Raw genomic sequence first — 18507 nt, 5'->3', positions numbered from 1 at the left:
AAATTAAGAATGGTTACTTACAGCATTAATAAACACTTCATTCATACTGGGAATTCTTTCGTCGAACGATCTCACTTTACCTACCTGTACAAGATCAAGAAGAACATTATTCTGGCTCTCCTCATTTTTCAGGTCAAAAGAAACAAGATTATTTTCATTGGAAAGGTTAAAGATCTCATATTTGTTTTTGAAATTTTCAAACTGATCATTGCTTACTTCAGAAAGTGTAATTCCAAAAATATTTTTCTTAAATTTTTCTCTTACATCAAAAACCCTCCCGTCAATAATTTTTTTTGAATTGTTGATCAACGCAACATAATCACACATTTCCTCCACACTTTCCATTCTGTGGGTAGAAAGAATAATGGTCGTTCCGTTATTTTTAAGATCAATGATCTGATCTTTAATCAAGTTGGCATTCACCGGATCAAAACCTGAAAATGGCTCATCAAGAATTAAAAGATGAGGTCTGTGAAGAACAGTTACCACAAACTGGATTTTTTGTGCCATACCTTTAGAAAGTTCAGAAAGCTTTTTCTTCCACCACTGATCGATGTTCAGCTTTTCAAACCATTTTTTGGCTTCATTCAAGGCATCACTTTTTTTCATGCCTTTCAGTTCCCCGAAATAGAGAATCTGGTCACCAACAGTCATGTTTTTGTACAGCCCTCTTTCTTCAGGCATATAGCCAATATCTTTAATATGACTTGGATTAAGCTTTTGGCCATTGATATGGATTTCACCAGAATCTGCCTGAGTAATTTGGTTAATGATGCGGATAAAAGAAGTTTTTCCGGCTCCGTTAGGACCTAAAAGGCCATAAATACTGCCTTTTGGGACATGGATGCTGAAATCATCCAGAGCGACCTTTTTTCCGGCATTATAGGTCTTTTTAATATGTTCAGCTTTTAGCATTAAATGGTTTCTTTTTACTATTAGTATGAAAAAGTCCCGAAAGTTACGGAAATATTAAAACAGAATTAATGTAAAAAGAAAAAATCCTGATGATTATCAGGATTTTAATTTATTGTTTCACGATTTGAGTAACTTTCTGTGTGTTGTCACTTAAAATATATCGGATCATATATTTTCCGGGCTTCAATTTTTCAATATTAATCTCTCCGGAATTCATATTTACCGTATAACTAGCGACCTGCATACCCAAAATTGAATAAAAAGTCACACTTTTGATTCTTAAAGAAGAATCTTTTGCCTTAATAATAAGGAAATCCTTTGCAGGATTTGGATAGGCAAGCAATACACCATCATCTGCTTTTTGAGTGATGGAACCCGGCTCTCTAAGCTGAGCTTTGAAATTGTTGGAAAATCCAACAAAAGTGCCTACAAATAGAAATAAAAGTAAAAGTTTTTTCATCAAATTTATAATTTCTCGAATATATATAACAAATGTAATACATTCTGCAATTTCGTACAATAGTTTTTTGCAGAACTTATATTAAATTTGTAGAAACTTATTCAAAAAGTATTCCAAAATGATACATTCAAGAAATAGAAGACTTAGAGTTAATGAATCTATCAGAGGTTTGGTAAGAGAAAATGTGCTTACAACTGATGATTTTGTAATGCCGATCTTCGTAATGGAGGGCGAAAACAAGCAGGAGGCAATCCCGTCTATGCCGGGAATTTTTAGGCGCAGTATAGATTTAACAGTGAAGGAATGTAAGGAATTATTTTCTTTGGGAGTAAAAGCTGTCAATTTGTACATGAAAGTGTCAGAACATCTGAAAGACAACACAGGAAAAGAAGCCTGGAATAAAGACGGATTGATGCAGAACACCATCAAAGCCATCAAAGATGCCGTTCCCGGAATGATTGTGATGCCCGATGTAGCCTTAGATCCTTATTCAATCTACGGTCACGACGGAATTATTGAAAACGGAAAAGTTTTAAATGATGCTACCAATGATGCACTGGCAAGAATGTCGGTATCTCATGCAGAAGCAGGAGCCGATCTTGTAGCACCAAGTGATATGATGGATGGCAGAGTAATGGTCATTCGTGAAGCTTTGGAAGAAAGCGGATTTACAGATGTAGGAATTGTAAGTTATGCTGCCAAATATGCAAGTTCTTTCTACGGCCCTTTCAGAAGTGCTTTAGACAGTGCTCCGAAAGATGATATGGAAATTCCAAAGGATAAAAAAACTTATCAGATGGATTTCCACAACTCACGCGAAGCCCTGAATGAAGTATTTAAAGATATAGATGAAGGTGCAGATGTGATTATGATTAAACCAGGACTTCCTTACCTGGATATCGTTTCCAAAGTACGTGAAGCGATCGATCTTCCGATTGCGGTATACAATGTAAGTGGAGAATATGCCATGGTAAAAGCAGCTGCCCAAAACGGATGGCTGGATAATGACAAAACGATCATTGAAAGCTTGACCTGTTTCAAGAGAGCGGGTGCAGATATGATCTTTACTTATTTTGCAAAAGAAGCAGCTATTCTTTTAAATAAATAATGATTAAATTCATTCAGATAAAAAAGAGACTACTCAATCGGTAGTCTCTTTTTATTTCTAATGAGGTGATGATAATTTTTTTACAACCATCCTTTTTTTCCATAGACATACGTATCATCGAATTGTTTATCGCTCATAAAAAGATAGAGAATTCCCTCAATAAAAGGAATAATTGAAGCCGCACCAAAAGTAACGACATTCAGAACCAGCTGAATAATTCCCTCCTTCGTATAGCCCAGATAAAATTTATTTAAAGCCAGCCATCCCACAAGAATGCCCAATATAGCGGCAGGGATTTTCTTTTCCGAACGGTAAGGAACATTGCTTTGCTGGTTGTGTACATTTTCTGTTTTTGTATACCCGTAATTTTCCATTTCTTACTATTTATAATTGATTGATGTTTTACGATAAGTAGATTAAAGTAGTGAAAAGTTACAATAGATTGTAAATGAATAAGTTTGCGTTTAAAGTAAACAAGTTGATATTAACCTATAAGTGAAGTTTATATTTTTGATATATTTGCCCTATGATTTTACGAGGAGAAAACTTAATCAAGGAATACGGTCCTAAAAAAGTTGTAAAAGGCGTTTCTGTACAGGTTCAACAGGGAGAAATTGTTGGTTTGCTGGGTCCGAACGGAGCAGGAAAAACCACATCGTTTTATATGATTGTAGGGTTGGTTAAGCCCACTTCAGGAAAAATTTTCTTAGACAAGCAGGAGATTACTACAGATGCCATGTACCGAAGAGCCCAAAAGGGAATCGGGTATCTGGCTCAGGAAGCTTCGGTTTTCAGAAAGTTGTCTGTGGAAGAAAACATTATGGGAGTATTGCAGCTGACCAAGCTTTCTAAGCGTGAACAGCAGATCAAATGTGATGAACTGATTGAGGAGTTCTCTTTGCAGCATGTCCGTAAAAACAGAGGAGATCTTCTTTCCGGAGGGGAAAGGCGTAGAACCGAAATTGCACGCTGTCTTGCCACAAGCCCCAACTTTATTCTTCTGGATGAGCCTTTCGCTGGGGTAGACCCGATTGCCGTGGAAGATATTCAGAAAATTGTAAGAAGTCTTGTAGATAAAAATATCGGAATTCTGATTACCGACCACAACGTACAGCAGACTTTAGCAATTACCAATAAAACCTATATCATGTTTGAAGGAAAGATCCTGAAAGAAGGACTTCCGGAAGATCTTGCCAATGATCCACAGGTAAGAGAAGCTTATCTGGGTGAAAACTTCGTCTATCAGAGTATTCTGGATAAACCTAAAAAGAAGAAATACGCTTACAATATCTGGGCTGGTAATTTTGATTCAAAATCACAGCTGCAGGGATTTGTCAATGAAAATTTTAGTCAGTTTGATGATCTTAGATTGTTGCATGGCTTTGAAGAAGTCAGCTTTGCCACCTTAGCGAATTCTGAAATTGAACATATTTTTAATGATGTAGTGGATAAGAACGCCAACAATTCATTTGTTTTGCAGAAAAAGGAAATCAATTCCCAATATTCTTTAGAACAGGCAGAAGCAGAATCTAAAGAAGCCAGCAGAAAAGAGCTGCATTATCTTACTACTTATTTATTTGAAGGATAAATGGATGATCTTTATAGATATGAAGATTTTCAAGTAGGAACCAAAGTTTATTTGGATAATGAATATGGTATTATAATGGATGTCCAATTCCATGAAAGTTCAACCGTAATTCGCTGGGATACACCTGTTGAAAATGATTTTGAAGATTGGTTAGGAATGTGGGGGCCTTTTGTACAAATGGGAGGGAAGATAATTGATCCAAACTACCAATTCAAATACATTAATGACGATGGTACATTGAAAGATTTTTAAATAAATCCTAGATGACCAGTTAATAATAATTCGTACCTTTTTCTTTTGAAAGCGGTACGTTTTTCATTTAAAATGATTTCTATGGCTAAACCTTTTAACAGAACCGTTACCTTATTCGGAATCTATAAACAACTTGTTCCATTCATCAGACCTTATCGTCCCATGATTTATGGCACCCTGTTTCTTACTTTTCTGGGTGCTCTGGCAGCACAGGTCAACCCGATTGTTCTGAAATACACGGTGGATGAAGTTACCAAGCTTACCCATCTTCCACATCCGATGTCGGAGGGAATTCATATTCTCATTATCATTTCCATTATTTTACTGGGGAAAGAATTGTTGAATATCTTTATCAACTTCGGACAGAAATTTTATGGCGAAAAAATCAGGATTAATGTGAGTTCTGTATTGGCACAATCAGCCATTGATAAAATTTTAACCTATAGGGTTGCTTATTTTAATGATGAAAATCATGAGTCCGGAAAATTACAGATCAGAATCGATCGTGGAATAGAAAGTCTTACCAGATTGGTTCAGAACTTTTTTATTGATATCCTTCCTCTTTTTTCCAATGCCATTATTGCCCTTATCATTATGTATATGCAGAATGTGTATGTTGGATTGGTTTCTACGATTATTGTTCCGATCTATTTTTACATCAGCTCTCTGCAGGCTAAAAAACTGGGTGGGGTAAGACGTCAGCTTAGAAATCAGAGAGAAAGAAAAACGTCAGGACTTTTGAACCTGATTAATTCTATTATGGTGATTAAAAGTTTTGTCCGTGAAAAGTTTGAAGGGAAAAAACAATATGACCTTCAGATGGAGCTGATGGAAAGCCAGATGATTACAAGAAGAACCAATTTTATTTATGATGGTTTAAAGACTTTCATTGAACAGTTTGGGGTTGTTTTGATTATCCTTTTAACCGTTTATCTGGTGCTGGATCAGCAAATGACCATAGGGGCAATCATGCTTCATATTATGCTTTTTAACAATGTTTCGGCGCCTATTCGTCAGCTTCACCGGATTTATGATGATATGAACGACGCCATGATCTATGCAGAAGGGTATTTCGATATTTTAAATGCAGATAATGAAACTGAAGCCAACGGTACTTTTGTAGAAAAAGAAATCAAAGGAAACTTTGAATTGAAAAATGTTGATTTTACTTACCCTAACGGTACAAAAGCTTTACATAATGTTTCCATGAAAATTGAAAACGGAAAAACGACTGCTTTGGTAGGATTGAGTGGAGCGGGAAAGTCAACGGTTATTAATCTTTTGTGTAAATTCTACCTTCCGGATTCCGGAGAAATTCTTTTGGATGGAGTAAACCTTAATGAATATGACAATACGTTTCTGAGAAGTGATCTGGGACTTGTACTTCAGAGAAATCATATCTTTCAGGGAAGTATAGAAGATAATATCAGATATGGAGATATGAATGCCAGTTTTGAAGAAATCGAGGAAGCTGCAAAAAAAGCTTATCTGCATGAACAGATTATGGATCTTCCGGAAAAATATCAGCATGATGCTACCCAACTTTCAGGGGGACAACAACAGAGGATTGCCATTGCAAGACTATTTCTTAAAAATCCTCCAATCATTTTTCTGGATGAACCTACAGCCAGTCTGGATGCTATTGCTACCGAACAGATCAAGAATTCTCTGGATGCGATCAAAGAAGGCAGAACGGTGATCATCATTTCCCATTCCCTGTCACAGATTTTAGATTCAGATACCATTTATGTCATGAAAAAAGGTAGAGTGGTGGAAAATGGAACTCATGATGAGCTTTACAATAAAGAAGGAACGTACCGCGAGATTTTTGATGCCTCAGCCCGCAGCCTTAATCTTGATAAACTGGTGAATACTTTTAAATAAAATTAAAGTCAAAAAGCCGTCTCATTTATAAGTCATACCTCAAAAAAGAATTTTAGCTTTGTTCCATCATGAACGATCACTATTTAAAAAAACTCGATAGGGTAACGGCTATCCTTACCCAGTTACAGTCGAAACCTGTTGTACGGGCACAGGATCTTGCTGAAAAATTCGATGTAAGCATCAGAACCATTTACCGTGATGTGAAAACCCTTGAAAATGCAGGTATTCCTATTGTTGGAGAAGCGGGAAATGGGTATTCTTTAATGGATGGTTACAAACTTCCTCCCATTATGTTTACCAAAGAAGAAGTGTTAAGTTTCATTACCGCTGAAAAACTGATGCAGAAATTTTCTCACCAAAGTTTAGGAAATCACTATCAGGCAGCCATGGAAAAGGTTCGGTCGGTATTGAAATATTCTGATAAAAACCTGATTAAAAATATTGAAAAACAGATTGATGTTTTCAGCTTTCATACAGATTCAGGAGATTCTCTTAAAAATGTAATTCCTATTATTCTGGAAAGTATCGCGGAGAAAACCCAGCTCAACATCAGGTATAAGACCGTAGATGAAAGAGTGAATAACAGAACGATTGAAACAGTCGGGATGTTTTTCGAATTTAATATCTGGTACATCATGGCCTACTGTACCCTGAGGAAAGATTTCAGACAGTTTCGTATTGACAGGATTCTGGAGATCTCAAAAACGCAGAATCCTTTCCTGCAGGAATATGGACAAGTGAATGATTACCGTAAAAAATCAAATGGAAATAAGGTTAAAGCCAAACTGCTGGTTGACAAAAAGATCATGAATCACCTGGTAAATTCTAAAAAATATTACGGATTGATAGAGGAAGTAGAAACTGAACAAGGGATGGAACTTACTTTTGAAACAGAATGGATCAGTGACGGATTTCCCCGCTGGCTGATCACTTTTGCAGATTATGCTAAAGTTCTGGAACCGGAAAGTCTTCGTGTCCGTTTGAATGAACTGCTTGCAAAAATGGTTGAAAGACATCAATAATAAAACCCCAACAAGACAGCTGTTGAGGTGTAAAGACTTAATTGAAGCAATAAATGAAATGGTTTAAGGAAAAGGCAGAATTGCAAAAAAAGTCAATTTGTTGTGTCGCAAAAAAAGATATAAGTTTTGGTTACCCTTTCTGCAATTTTACCTTCTCGTTGTATTAAAATCTCTCCCAGAAGAAAGGAGGTTCAATTCCTAAAACTCTCAGATAAACGTATCCTTGTCCACGGTGATGAACTTCATTATCTACAAAATAAAGAATGTTCTGGTATACCGGAAATTCATATTGTCCGAATAAATTGAAAGTCTCCTGGAAACGCTCCTCAGAAATCTGATTGAAATAATGGTTGATTACTTCTGTTTCTTCATCCCATTTCTTCAGAATTTCTTCCTTAGTTGTCGGATTGAAGGCTTCTTCACTGTACGCTTCCATATTTCCTTCCACAATTCCTTTTAAAGCAGGCCCGCCAATGCTGATCAGTTCTACTGCCAGTTTTGCAAATGGTCTCATTCCGCCTACAGAAAATTCGAATAACTCTTTCTCAGGAAAAGATTCAATCACTCTTCTTGTCAGATTTCTGTGTCCCTGCCAGTCGTTTAATAGCTGTTCAGAAGTCATGAATTGTTTAGTGGCTGTTGCTGTAGTTGTCATAATGTTTTGTTTTTTTGTTTGTTGTTGATACAAAGGTAAGAGAGGGTTATGACAACAGTTTGTCAGCAGGATTTTTCATATTTAAAAAATATTTTTTTCTTTGCTAAAATATCCTGACCTGTTTTTACGTTAGAAAAGAGGATATTAGTAAAAGAATCTCTATTATTAGAATTATGAAGAAGTATGTTTTGCCTGTTATTGCCGGTTTTTTATTAGTATCATGCAATAAGATTGAGGAAAAAATTGATCAGACTGTTCAGAAAACAACCGAAACAGTACAGCAAAAAACACAGCAGGTTGTTGAAGAAACAGTAAAGAAAACTGTGAATGAATCTATCAATTCTATCACCAATTCCGAAGATGTTAAGTTCAATACCGTTTTTCCTGGTGGCGGAGCTTCCATTGTTTCTGAGGAAAAAGGAAAGAAAATCAATATTCCCGGAAGACCTGAAGGCTATATTTTTAAATATAAAGCTGATATTGCAGTATTGCTTCCGTTTTTAGAAAGCCAGCCTGCTTCTGATGAAAGTAAATCTGATAAAACGGCCCGAAAGATTGATGGACAAAACATCATAGATAAAATAAGTTTCCTATCGAAGTTCCTTCCTGACAATACATTTGATGCCAGCATTCTGGAGGATATTAAATCCGATAAAAATATTCAGTATTATAAGCTGAAAAGATTTCCTACCAGTAGTACTATTATCTACAACCCAAAAAATCAGACCATCATACAATACGTAGAGGTAAATAAATAATTTGGATATGGCCGGTTTCTCCCGGCCATTTTTTATTCCCATTCATTTTCCAGTCATAGCAAACCATAAGCGAACCCATCTCAACCCATTAAAAATTACCTTTCAGAACGAATAAAATCATATTTATTTCTGATTTTAACTAATTGATTTTTTTATACAAATGTGATGTTATTGATTTATTTTTTTTTATGTTATTAATAAATTACTTTACGTTTTGTGTATTAATTCTTATTTTTCATGAAATGGTATAATTTTCGCAAATATGGAATCAAATTATTATTATATGTTTTGTTTTTGTGTTTAATGTTGATTTTTTTATTAGATTTATTGAATAATTAACAATTGACATGAAAAATAATTTATTTAATGGAAAAATCTATGCATTAGTATTAAGCGGAGCTGGTGCAATGGCATATGCTCAGGATAGCATAAAACAAAATAAAATAGATGAAGTGGTGGTGACTACGGGTAGAACAAAGCCAAGAACCATCATTACCTCAGCAATTCCTATTGATAATATTTCCGCCGTACAATTAAAATCCACAGGGCAGGTTACTTTTGATAAAGCTTTAACGTATGCCGTTCCCTCTTTCAATTCATCACAACAAACCGTTTCTGATGCGACAGCTCACTTTGATCCTGCAGATTTAAGAGGGTTAGGACCTTCCAGAACATTAGTGCTGGTGAATGGTAAAAGAAAAAATCAAAGTGCTTTAATTTATGTAAATGATACCCCGGGAAAAGGTGAAGTAGGTACAGATCTGAAAAGCATTCCTTCAGCAGCTTTGCAAAACGTAGAAGTATTGAGGGATGGAGCATCTGCACAGTACGGTTCTGATGCTATTGCCGGAGTTATTAATATTATTCTGAAGAACAGTGTGGGGAAAAGTACTGTCAATGTTTTTTCAGGTATTACTTCAAAAGGAGACGGTTTTAATATCGGGGCAGATTTTAATACGGGAATCAGAGTAGCAAAAACCGGAAGTCTGAATCTTACCTTCGGATTTTCTTCTCAAAATAAAACGAACCGCGCAGGTTCTGTTACAAAAGATGAACTTTTTGGTGTGGATAATGCCTGGACACAAGCCAATCCCGGTTTAGGAATGATTATAGGGCAGCCGGAGACCAAAGTGGGCAATATGTTTGTGAATTTTGAGCTGCCAACAGGTGAAACAGGAAAATTTTATGCTTTTTGGGGGACAACTTACAGAAATGGGACCAGTTTTGCTTTGTACAGAACACCTTATTGGGTACCTTCAGATTTTGGTTTATTAACTCCAAAAGGACAACCTTACAACGGATTTCAACCGGAATTTAAAACAGATGTTTATGATTATAATTTAACCTCCGGATGGAAAGGGATGTTTGGAAAATGGAGTTTTGATGGAAGTGCAACCTTTGGTTCTAATGCTGTAGACTATGCTGTAGCAAATACCATTAATACCTCTTTAGGAGTAAATTCACCAACTTATTTTAAAGCAGGTGGCCACCAGTTCAGTAATATTATAGGAAATATAGATATCAGCCGGGATTTTGGTGCACTTGTTTTAGGAGCCGGAGCTGAAGTGCGTAATGAAAATTATCAGGCAAGGGCAGGAGAAGAAGCATCTTATAAAGGAAGTGGTGCAGAATCTTTTCCGGGACTGCAGCCTCAAAATGAAGTGAATAAAAACCGCCAGAATATCGGAGCTTATTTCAATGCGGAATGGGATGTTACGAAAAACTTATTAGTGGGAGGAACGGTGCGGTATGAAAATTTCAGTGATTTCGGAAATAATGTTTCCTGGAAAGGAAATGCAAGATATAAATTGCTGGATGATAAATTGGTTTTCCGTGGATCTGTTTCTACAGGATTCCGTGCTCCTTCATTACACCAGATTTATTATTCTAATGTTCAGACCAAAATTACAGGGAATACGGTAGCTAATCAGGGTACTTTTAATAACGACTCTCAAATTATAAGATCTGATCTTGGGGTTCCTAAATTAAATGCTGAAAAAGCCTTTAATATTACCGGGGGATTGGCCGTGAAACCTTTTAAAAACCTTACTATTACCGCAGATTATTATAGAATAAAAATTAAAGACCGTGTACTTTTCTCAGGAGATATCGGGTACAAAACAGGTGCTCCGGGAAGTCCGGATCTTACAAATCCTGTGGAAGTAATATTAAACAATAACAAAATAACCTCGCTGAAGTTTTTCACCAATGCTGTAAATACAGTGACGGAAGGGGTAGATTTCGTAGCTAATTATTATACTTCTGCTATTGGGAAAGGAAAACTGGGAATTATTGCTGCTTTCAATTATAACGAAACTAAAATAGTAGATAATATTGCTGTTCCACCGATTTTGGCTCAAAATGGTTACTCCGAAAACTTTTTTGATCGCAAAGAACAATCCAGGATTATCTCTGCAAGACCAAAAACAAAAACGATTCTGAGTCTTTCGTATGACATTACCAGGTTTAATTTTAACTTAAATAATACGTATTTTGGTTCCGTTACATGGCAGCATGCCACTGATCCTGCCAAAGATCAGACATTCTCTGGTAAAGTAGTTACAGACATTGTTTTAACCTATAAAATCACGAACGACCTTAAAATTTCCGGTGTTGTAAATAATTTATTTAATATTTATCCGGATGTAATAGACAGCAAGGGAGACGTGGTAACAGATCTTGGAGGAAGATTCAAATACCCTTGGGAGGTCAATCAGTTTGGTTTTAATGGAACAACTTTTCAACTTAATGTAAATTACACTTTTTAACTCATCAATAAAGAATTGAAATTTGCCTGTTATGCTTTAACAACGAGAAAGCAATTTCAAAAGATAGACAACCAACCTTTGTAAAATTGTCTGGCATTAATTAATGTCAGACAATTTTTTTTCAGATAGAATAGGAACTTATTACCACATTTTACTTTTTACATTGTATAAAAAAAGGTATTTTAGTCCTATGAAAATTTATACAAAGACAGGAGATAAAGGTCAGACTGCATTATACGGTGGAACAAGGGTTTCCAAAGCCAGTGCAAGAGTAGACAGTTATGGAAATATAGACGAGTTGAATTCATTCATCGGGATTGCGAAAAGTCATATCGAAGATGAAGAAGTGCTGAGACAGCTGAAGAAAATACAGTTTGATTTATTCACTGTAGGTTCAGAGGCTGCAACGCCTGTGGATAAGCTGATGCTGGCCAACGGAAAATCACGTCTTCCGATCATTATTTCAGAAACAGAAATTGAAGAACTGGAACAATGGATGGATACTTTTGATGAAAAGCTGGAACCGCTTCAGTATTTTATCCTGCCAGGTGGAGGAAAACCGGCAACTTTTTTACACGCAGCAAGAACCATCTGCAGAAGAGCAGAACGTTCACTGGTATTTCTGAATGAATCAGAAGAAGTGCGTCCCGAATTGATTAAATATTTAAACAGGCTTTCAGATTATCTTTTTGTATTGGCCAGATATATTTCAAAACTGAACAACGAACCGGAAGAATACTGGAACCCGAATGAGAGATAAAGCATTACTTTTCATCAACGGTGATGCTCCAAAATCATTACCCGATCCGGAAAATTATGGTTTGATTGCCTGTACAGACGGGGCTTTCCATTATTTGAAAAGAATGGGATTTCCTTTGAATAAACTGGATTTTATATCCGGTGATTTCGATTCTCACTGCGGATCAGATGAAGATTTGTATGAAGGAAAATTTATCCTTACGTTAGATCAGGAAAAAACAGATTTTCATAAAGCATTGGAAATCATTATGCAAAGAGGCTTTTCAGAAGTCGATGTTTTTGGAGGAAGTGGAGGCGAACAGGATCATTTTCTGGGAAATCTTACCGTTACTTATGGCTTCAAGGATCGAATGAATATTAAATTTTACGATGAGTTTTCAGAGTATTATTTTATTGCTAATCATTTTACACTGAAAGGAGTGAAAAACAGAATGATCTCTCTTTATCCATTTCCATTAGTGAATAATATTACAACAAAAGGGCTCAACTGGCCTTTGACAAAAGAAAACCTAAGCATTACTTCAAGAATCGGAACCCGGAATTTTGCCGTTGAAGATGAGGTTTCTATAGAGTATGAATCAGGAGATGTTTTGTTTTTTGTAGGAATGAAGGAGATAGAATATCCTACAATCTATTAAAAGGATCTCATTATATATCAATAGAAGCGGGTCTTACCGATTTAAAAAAAAGACTGTCATTAAACACAAATGGCACTAATGTTTTTCACTAATGGCACGAATTTTTAAATCAATAGGAACGGACAATAATCCTGAGCTTAGACGAAGGAAGCCCGTTTAATAAAAATATACGAATCCATTGGCTTTAGCCAAAATTTATTAAAAATATTGAATAAACTAATCAAAATATCAGTTTTCACCATTTCATTATGCTGTATTTTCTCATGCAAAACACAGCATTTTGAAACACCGGAATATGGAAAAAATGAAGCTGAAAAAGTAATTCATATCAAGAAAGTAACCAATTTCCGTACGGTAGGAAATATCAAAAATGCAGAGGGAAGAACTTTAAAAGAAGGAAAATTCTACCGAAGTGCCCATCTTCATAAGCTTAAAAAGAAATCTTTTGACGATTTTGAAAAACTGGGGATCAAAGAAATTATTGATCTTAGAAATTCAAAAGAAATTGCTGAAAAACCTGATCAGATGCCTGTAGAGACAGTATATAAAAAATATTCAGCGTTTGAAGATGAAGGCGATCAGTTGGCTCAGGCTAAAAAACTGGTCCTGAAAGGCAAAGTGAATGCTTCCGACGCCGATAAAAGGATGATCGACTTCTATCGTGAGTATGTGACAGAAAACCCGGAAACGATAAAAAAAATTATTACAGAAATTCTGGAATCCAAAGATCCGATTCTCTATCACTGTACCGCAGGAAAAGACAGAACCGGAATTACCACCGCATTAATTCTTACCATTCTGAAATTTGATAAAGAGACTATTTACAACGAATATCTTTTATCCAATAATTACAGAAAAAATCTTGTTCAAAAAAGATTACGTCTTGCCAATACCTTACATTTTCTCTATCCTAAAATGGATTTACAGGTGCTGGAAAAATTGAGCTGGGTAGAAAAAAGATACCTTGATGCGGCTTTTGGGGAGATCAATAAAAAGTATGGTTCTACAGATGCTTATATTCAGCAGGCATTGGGGATTTCAGACGCCAAAAGAAATGAATACATTCAAAAGTTTACGTATTGATTATCAGGGATAAATTTCTATAAGATTTAATATTGGGTGTTTATTTAAAATTATAATAATTTTAACACCTAAAAATGAAACTTTTTTAGCAATTTTGCATTTCTTAATTCACTTGTTTAGAAATGAAAATAAAGTACTCGGAACTTATTGATCAGACATTATATTTTCCTACGGAGGAATTTAATGTTTCTGAGAACAATTTGTTGTTTCACGATATTCCATTGATGGATGTGGTTGAACAATTTGGCACTCCGCTAAAGATTAGCTACCTGCCGAGAATTTCTCAAAATATTCAGAAAGCGAAAGGCTGGTTTAAAGAAGCTTTTGAGAAAACCGAATATAAAAAGAATTATACCTATTGCTATTGCACAAAATCCAGTCATTTCAATTTCGTATTGGAAGAAGCTTTAAAGAATGATATTTCAATAGAAACATCGTCTGCTTACGACATGGATATTGTAAAATCTCTTTACGAAAAAGAGAAGGTAGATAAAAACATTGAAGTAATCTGTAATGGTTTCAAAACGGATGATTATCTGACAAAAATTTCAGATATGATCAACAGCGGTTTTGAAAATATTACTCCGATTCTTGACAACTACAGAGAGTTGGATAAACTTACGGAAAGCATCGATTCTACCTTTAATATCGGAATCAGAATTGCATCAGAGGAAGAACCGAAGTTCGAATTCTATACCTCAAGACTAGGAATCGGATATAAAGATATCATTCCTTACTATAGTCAGAAGATTGCTGAACACCCGAATGCAAGATTGAAAATGCTTCACTTCTTCATCAATACCGGGATTAAAGATACTTCTTACTATTGGAACGAGTTGTACAAATGTCTTCGTGTATACGCACGTTTGAAGAAAATTGCTCCTGAAGTGGACTCATTGAACATCGGAGGTGGTTTCCCAATCAAAACTTCTTTGAACTTTGATTATGACTATCAGTATATGGTGGAAGAAATCGTTTCTCAAATCAAGAAATTCTGTGAAGAGGAAGGTGTAGAAGAACCTAATATTTATACTGAGTTTGGAAGCTTTACCGTAGGGGAAAGTGGAGCAAACCTTTATAAGATCATTTCTCAGAAACGTCAGAACGACAGAGAAAAATGGAATATGATTGATTCTTCTTTCATGACCACTCTTCCTGATACCTGGGCTATTTCAAGACACTTTATCATGCTTCCGCTTAACCGTTGGGAAGATACATATGAGAGAGTATTCCTTGGAGGACTGACTTGTGACTCGGATGATTATTATAACTCAGAACAGCATACCAACGCTATTTATTTGCCGGTCTTCAGTGATACAAAACCTCTGTACATCGGATTCTTCCATACAGGAGCGTATCAGGAAACGATCGGAGGATATGGTGGAGTGCATCACTGTCTGATGCCTCAGCCAAGACACGTCCTGATTCAGAAAGATGAAAACGGTGAATTGCAATATGAGATTTTCCGTGAGAAACAGGAACCGGAAGATGTATTGAAACTTCTTGGTTATAAATAAGAGTCATTGCGAGGAACGAAAGTGACAAAGCAATCTCATCTTAATCATCTTTACCACTGAATGAATCTTAATGTTTTAAAATTTAACCATTAAGTTTTTGATTAAGAGTTAAGCCAAGTTAAGAATCTTCACTTCGTTCAGATGACAAAGTACATACAAAACAAAAGCTCTCAGAATCTGAGAGCTTTTTTATTTAAAAATATTTTGAAATTTTATCCAGTTCCAGATCTTCATAATCAGAAACCACAGTGTCTGCCAATGTGTAATCCTGATTTTTAGAGTGAGTACTTCTGTATGCGGCACAGAAAATTTTTGCTCTGTGGGCTGCCAGAATTCCGTTGGTAGAATCCTCAATCACCATACAGTTTTCAACAGGTTCTCCTGCCATTTCTGCGGCCAGTAAGAAAACTTCAGGATGAGGTTTTGATTCTTTTAAATCGGCACCGCTGATCTTTCCGCTGAAATATTGCTCCAGTCCGAATTTTTCAAAAACCATATTGATGGTTACCATTGTTGCAGAAGAAGCCAGAATCAGCTTGACTCCATTTTCATGATAATGCTCGATCAGTTTTCTCACTCCCGGAATTAAGTCAAACTCATCATCATTATAAAAATAATCTTTGAAATGAGATCTTTTGATTCCTGCAATGTCTTCATAAGTTTGATTTAAATTAAATTCATTAATCAAAGTTTCAGAGACTCTTTTGGTTGATGCTCCGGTAAAAGAGGTGTACAGTTCTTCGGAAACGGCGATTTCCAATTCATCAAACGTTTTGAAATAAGCTTTTCTATGCAATGGTTCCGTATCTACAATGACACCATCCATATCGAAAAGTACAGCTTTTAAAGGCATATAATGAGTTTTGTACAAAAATAGCTATTTGAGTTGAGAGTGGAAAGGGAATAGATGATAGGTTGCAGGTGACAGGTAGCAGATAAAAGGTCGTAAAGAGAAAGTCTGATGCTTATAAACTCTCCTACACTCTTACGCTCCAACTCACAAACTCTTCGTATCTTTGTGGTCAATATTTCAATTTTAAAACATTAAAATTTTTAAATAAAGCATGAGAACATACGCAGGAATTCCCGAGGAAAACGCAACGTTAGAGAATTCGAAAGTAATGTTGGTAACTGTTCCTTACGATGGAACTTCAACATGGGGTAAAGGAGCTGATAAAGGTCCGGAATTATTCTTAAACGCTTCTGAAAACATGGAGCTTTACGATATTGAAACTCAAACAGAACCTTATCTACAGGGAGTTTACTTAGCAGGAGAAGTTTCTGAAAATTCTTCACCGGAAGCAATGACAGAAGCAGTTTATCAGAAAACAAAGGAACTTTTGAACAATGAGGGTAAATTATTCACTCTTTTCGGTGGAGAGCACTCTGTTTCTATCGGTTCTATCCGTGCGGTAGGAGAGAAGTTTGAAAACCTTACTGTTCTGCAGTTGGATGCTCACACAGATTTACGTCCTGAGTTCCACGGTTCTACTTCCAACCATGCTTGTGCTGTTTTTGAGGCGAATCAGAAGCATAACTTAGTACAGGTGGGAATCCGTTCTATGGATGTTGAAGAAGTTGAATATTTACCGGAAGGAAGAGTATTTTTTGCTCACGAAATCGCAAACAACGAAAACTGGATCAATGATGTATTGGAAAAAGTATCAGGAAATGTGTATATCACTATTGATTTAGATGCTTTTGACCCTTCTATTGCACCCTCTACAGGAACTCCTGAGCCAGGTGGATTACAATGGTATCCAACGCTGGAATTATTAAGAAAAGTATTTGAAAAATGTAATGTAGTAGCATTTGATATTGTAGAATTAATGGATTCTCCAATGGCTAAGCCAACGGCTTTCCTTTCTGCTAAGTTATATTACAAAATGCTTGCTTACTACGATATTTATAACAACAACTAATATTTCGCAAGAATCGGATTTTTTCTGCCGTATATTCTTTGGAAATTTGTGAGGTAAAAACAATAATATGATGTCCACACAAAGTCAGATAGATTATAACAGAATTGCCAAAGCGATAGAATATATCCAGAGCAATTTCAGGCTTCAGCCAAGTTTGGAGGAAGTGGCAGAGAATATTCACTTGAGTCCGGCTCATTTTCAGAAGATCTTTACAGATTGGGCAGGAACAAGTCCGAAAAAATTTTTACAGTTCATCAGTCTTGAACATGCTAAAAATTTATTGAAGGAAGAAAAAGCAAGTTTGTTTGATACCGCTTATGAGACAGGCCTTTCCAGTACAAGCAGGCTTCATGATCTGTTTGTAAAGATTGAAGGAATGTCTCCGGCAGAATATAAAAACGGAGGAAAAAGCCTCAGTATTCACTACAGTTTTTCCGAAAGCCCTTTCGGAAATATCTTAGTAGCTTCTACAGAAAAAGGAATCTGCTATATGGCTTTTGAAGACGATAAACAAAAAGCATTTGGGGAGCTGAAACAAAAGTTCCCTAATGCTTCTTTTATTGAAAAACAGGATGCTCTTCAAAAGAATGCATTGTCCATATTTGATAAAGACTGGACAAAACTCAACACAATAAAATTACACTTAAAAGGAACCGATTTTCAGTTGAAAGTATGGGAAAGTCTGTTGACCATTCCGATGGGAAAACTGTCTACATATGGCAGCCTGGCAGAAAAAATTGGAAATCCTAAAGCTTCCAGAGCTGTTGGAACTGCTATTGGAAGTAATCCGGTTGCCTTTCTTATTCCATGTCACCGCGTGATTCAGTCTACAGGGCATCTCGGTGGCTACAGATGGGGAAGTGATAGGAAACAGTTGATTGTAGGTTGGGAAGGCTCACATATTTACTCGTAAAATATTTTAGCACAAAAGGAATCTACAATTATTAAGTTTTGGCTAAAGCCAATGGATTAGATTATTTTTTGTTAAATGGGCTTCCTTCGTCTAAGCTCAGGATTATTGTCCGTTTCTATTGATGTGAAAATTCGTGTCATTAGTGAAAAACATTGGTGCCATTTGTGTTTAATGAAAGAATCTTTTTGTGACTTTTGTGGTTGAAAAATATTAAATTTAAGTTTTGGCTAAAGTCCGTTTCTATTGATGCAAAAATTCGTGTCAT

17 protein-coding genes and 1 pseudogene are annotated in these 18507 nt (G+C 35.9%); 13 read left to right on the top strand and 5 right to left on the bottom strand.

Translation table 11 applies throughout. The features are described from left to right. Positions 1–3: 3 nt before the first annotated feature. Complete coding sequence (locus tag RAH34_RS01875) at positions 4–915, bottom strand: ABC transporter ATP-binding protein (RefSeq protein ID WP_034699178.1); 912 nt, start codon at positions 913–915, stop codon at positions 4–6. Between the two features lie 109 nt (positions 916–1024). Then, the gene (locus RAH34_RS01870; RefSeq protein ID WP_034699180.1) at positions 1025–1375 is read right to left on the bottom strand and encodes a T9SS type A sorting domain-containing protein; all 351 of its coding nucleotides are present in this window, start codon (positions 1373–1375) and stop codon (positions 1025–1027) included. Between the two features lie 118 nt (positions 1376–1493). Between RAH34_RS01870 and hemB the strand changes: the two genes are divergently transcribed. After that, a complete protein-coding gene (gene hemB, locus RAH34_RS01865; RefSeq protein ID WP_114820293.1) occupies positions 1494–2483 on the top strand; it encodes a porphobilinogen synthase in 990 nt (329 codons plus the stop codon). 80 nt (positions 2484–2563) lie between these two features. Here the strand turns inward: hemB and RAH34_RS01860 are convergent, their stop codons facing one another. After that, entirely contained in the window at positions 2564–2857 is a 294-nt protein-coding gene (locus tag RAH34_RS01860; protein ID WP_114820292.1) for a TM2 domain-containing protein, read from the bottom strand. A gap of 152 nt (positions 2858–3009) precedes the next feature. On the opposite strand from RAH34_RS01860, the pseudogene lptB reads away from it, so the two are divergent. The 4 genes and pseudogenes from lptB to RAH34_RS01840 form a co-directional block, all read left to right on the top strand. Further along, positions 3010–3735 (top strand): annotated as a pseudogene (gene lptB, locus RAH34_RS01855) (LPS export ABC transporter ATP-binding protein); the annotation flags it as partial. A 336-nt stretch (positions 3736–4071) separates the two neighbouring features. Beyond that, a complete protein-coding gene (locus RAH34_RS01850; protein WP_114820290.1) occupies positions 4072–4323 on the top strand; it encodes a hypothetical protein in 252 nt (83 codons plus the stop codon). Between the two features lie 162 nt (positions 4324–4485). Then, on the top strand, positions 4486–6207 hold the full coding sequence (locus RAH34_RS01845; RefSeq protein ID WP_306595412.1) for an ABC transporter ATP-binding protein: 1722 nt from the start codon (positions 4486–4488) through the stop codon (positions 6205–6207). A gap of 68 nt (positions 6208–6275) precedes the next feature. Beyond that, a complete protein-coding gene (locus RAH34_RS01840; RefSeq protein ID WP_306594973.1) occupies positions 6276–7229 on the top strand; it encodes a YafY family protein in 954 nt (317 codons plus the stop codon). A gap of 163 nt (positions 7230–7392) precedes the next feature. On the opposite strand, the gene RAH34_RS01835 is transcribed toward RAH34_RS01840, so the two are convergent. Then, positions 7393–7884, bottom strand: coding sequence for a DinB family protein (locus tag RAH34_RS01835; RefSeq protein WP_306594972.1), 492 nt, complete (start codon positions 7882–7884; stop codon positions 7393–7395). Between the two features lie 173 nt (positions 7885–8057). Between RAH34_RS01835 and RAH34_RS01830 the strand changes: the two genes are divergently transcribed. The 6 genes from RAH34_RS01830 to RAH34_RS01805 all read left to right on the top strand — a co-directional run bounded on the left by RAH34_RS01830 (position 8058) and on the right by RAH34_RS01805 (position 15407). Further along, entirely contained in the window at positions 8058–8642 is a 585-nt protein-coding gene (locus tag RAH34_RS01830; protein ID WP_306594971.1) for a hypothetical protein, read from the top strand. A gap of 347 nt (positions 8643–8989) precedes the next feature. Then, positions 8990–11410, top strand: coding sequence for a TonB-dependent siderophore receptor (locus RAH34_RS01825; RefSeq protein WP_306594970.1), 2421 nt, complete (start codon positions 8990–8992; stop codon positions 11408–11410). A 190-nt stretch (positions 11411–11600) separates the two neighbouring features. Then, positions 11601–12170: a cob(I)yrinic acid a,c-diamide adenosyltransferase gene (locus RAH34_RS01820; RefSeq protein ID WP_306594969.1), complete on the top strand. Its 570-nt coding sequence runs from the start codon at positions 11601–11603 to the stop codon at positions 12168–12170. Beyond that, a complete protein-coding gene (locus RAH34_RS01815; RefSeq protein ID WP_306594968.1) occupies positions 12160–12807 on the top strand; it encodes a thiamine diphosphokinase in 648 nt (215 codons plus the stop codon). The genes RAH34_RS01820 and RAH34_RS01815 overlap by 11 nt, the downstream gene beginning before the upstream one ends. Before the next feature lie 207 nt (positions 12808–13014). Next, entirely contained in the window at positions 13015–13890 is an 876-nt protein-coding gene (locus RAH34_RS01810; protein WP_306594967.1) for a tyrosine-protein phosphatase, read from the top strand. A gap of 122 nt (positions 13891–14012) precedes the next feature. Further along, positions 14013–15407, top strand: coding sequence for an arginine decarboxylase (locus tag RAH34_RS01805; RefSeq protein WP_306594966.1), 1395 nt, complete (start codon positions 14013–14015; stop codon positions 15405–15407). A 193-nt stretch (positions 15408–15600) separates the two neighbouring features. On the opposite strand, the gene RAH34_RS01800 is transcribed toward RAH34_RS01805, so the two are convergent. Further along, entirely contained in the window at positions 15601–16260 is a 660-nt protein-coding gene (locus tag RAH34_RS01800; RefSeq protein ID WP_306594965.1) for an HAD family phosphatase, read from the bottom strand. A 211-nt stretch (positions 16261–16471) separates the two neighbouring features. Between RAH34_RS01800 and speB the strand changes: the two genes are divergently transcribed. Beyond that, positions 16472–17329 carry an agmatinase gene (gene speB, locus RAH34_RS01795; protein WP_114820281.1) on the top strand — a complete coding sequence of 286 codons (858 nt, stop codon included), beginning with the start codon at positions 16472–16474 and terminating at the stop codon, positions 17327–17329. Between the two features lie 70 nt (positions 17330–17399). Further along, the gene (locus RAH34_RS01790; protein WP_306595411.1) at positions 17400–18242 is read left to right on the top strand and encodes a methylated-DNA--[protein]-cysteine S-methyltransferase; all 843 of its coding nucleotides are present in this window, start codon (positions 17400–17402) and stop codon (positions 18240–18242) included. Positions 18243–18507 lie beyond the last annotated feature (265 nt).

The sequence above is a fragment of the Chryseobacterium sp. WLY505 genome (assembly GCF_030846215.1).
Classification (GTDB): Bacteria; Bacteroidota; Bacteroidia; order Flavobacteriales; family Weeksellaceae; genus Chryseobacterium.
This window is presented reverse-complemented; position numbering and strand designations above follow the sequence as displayed.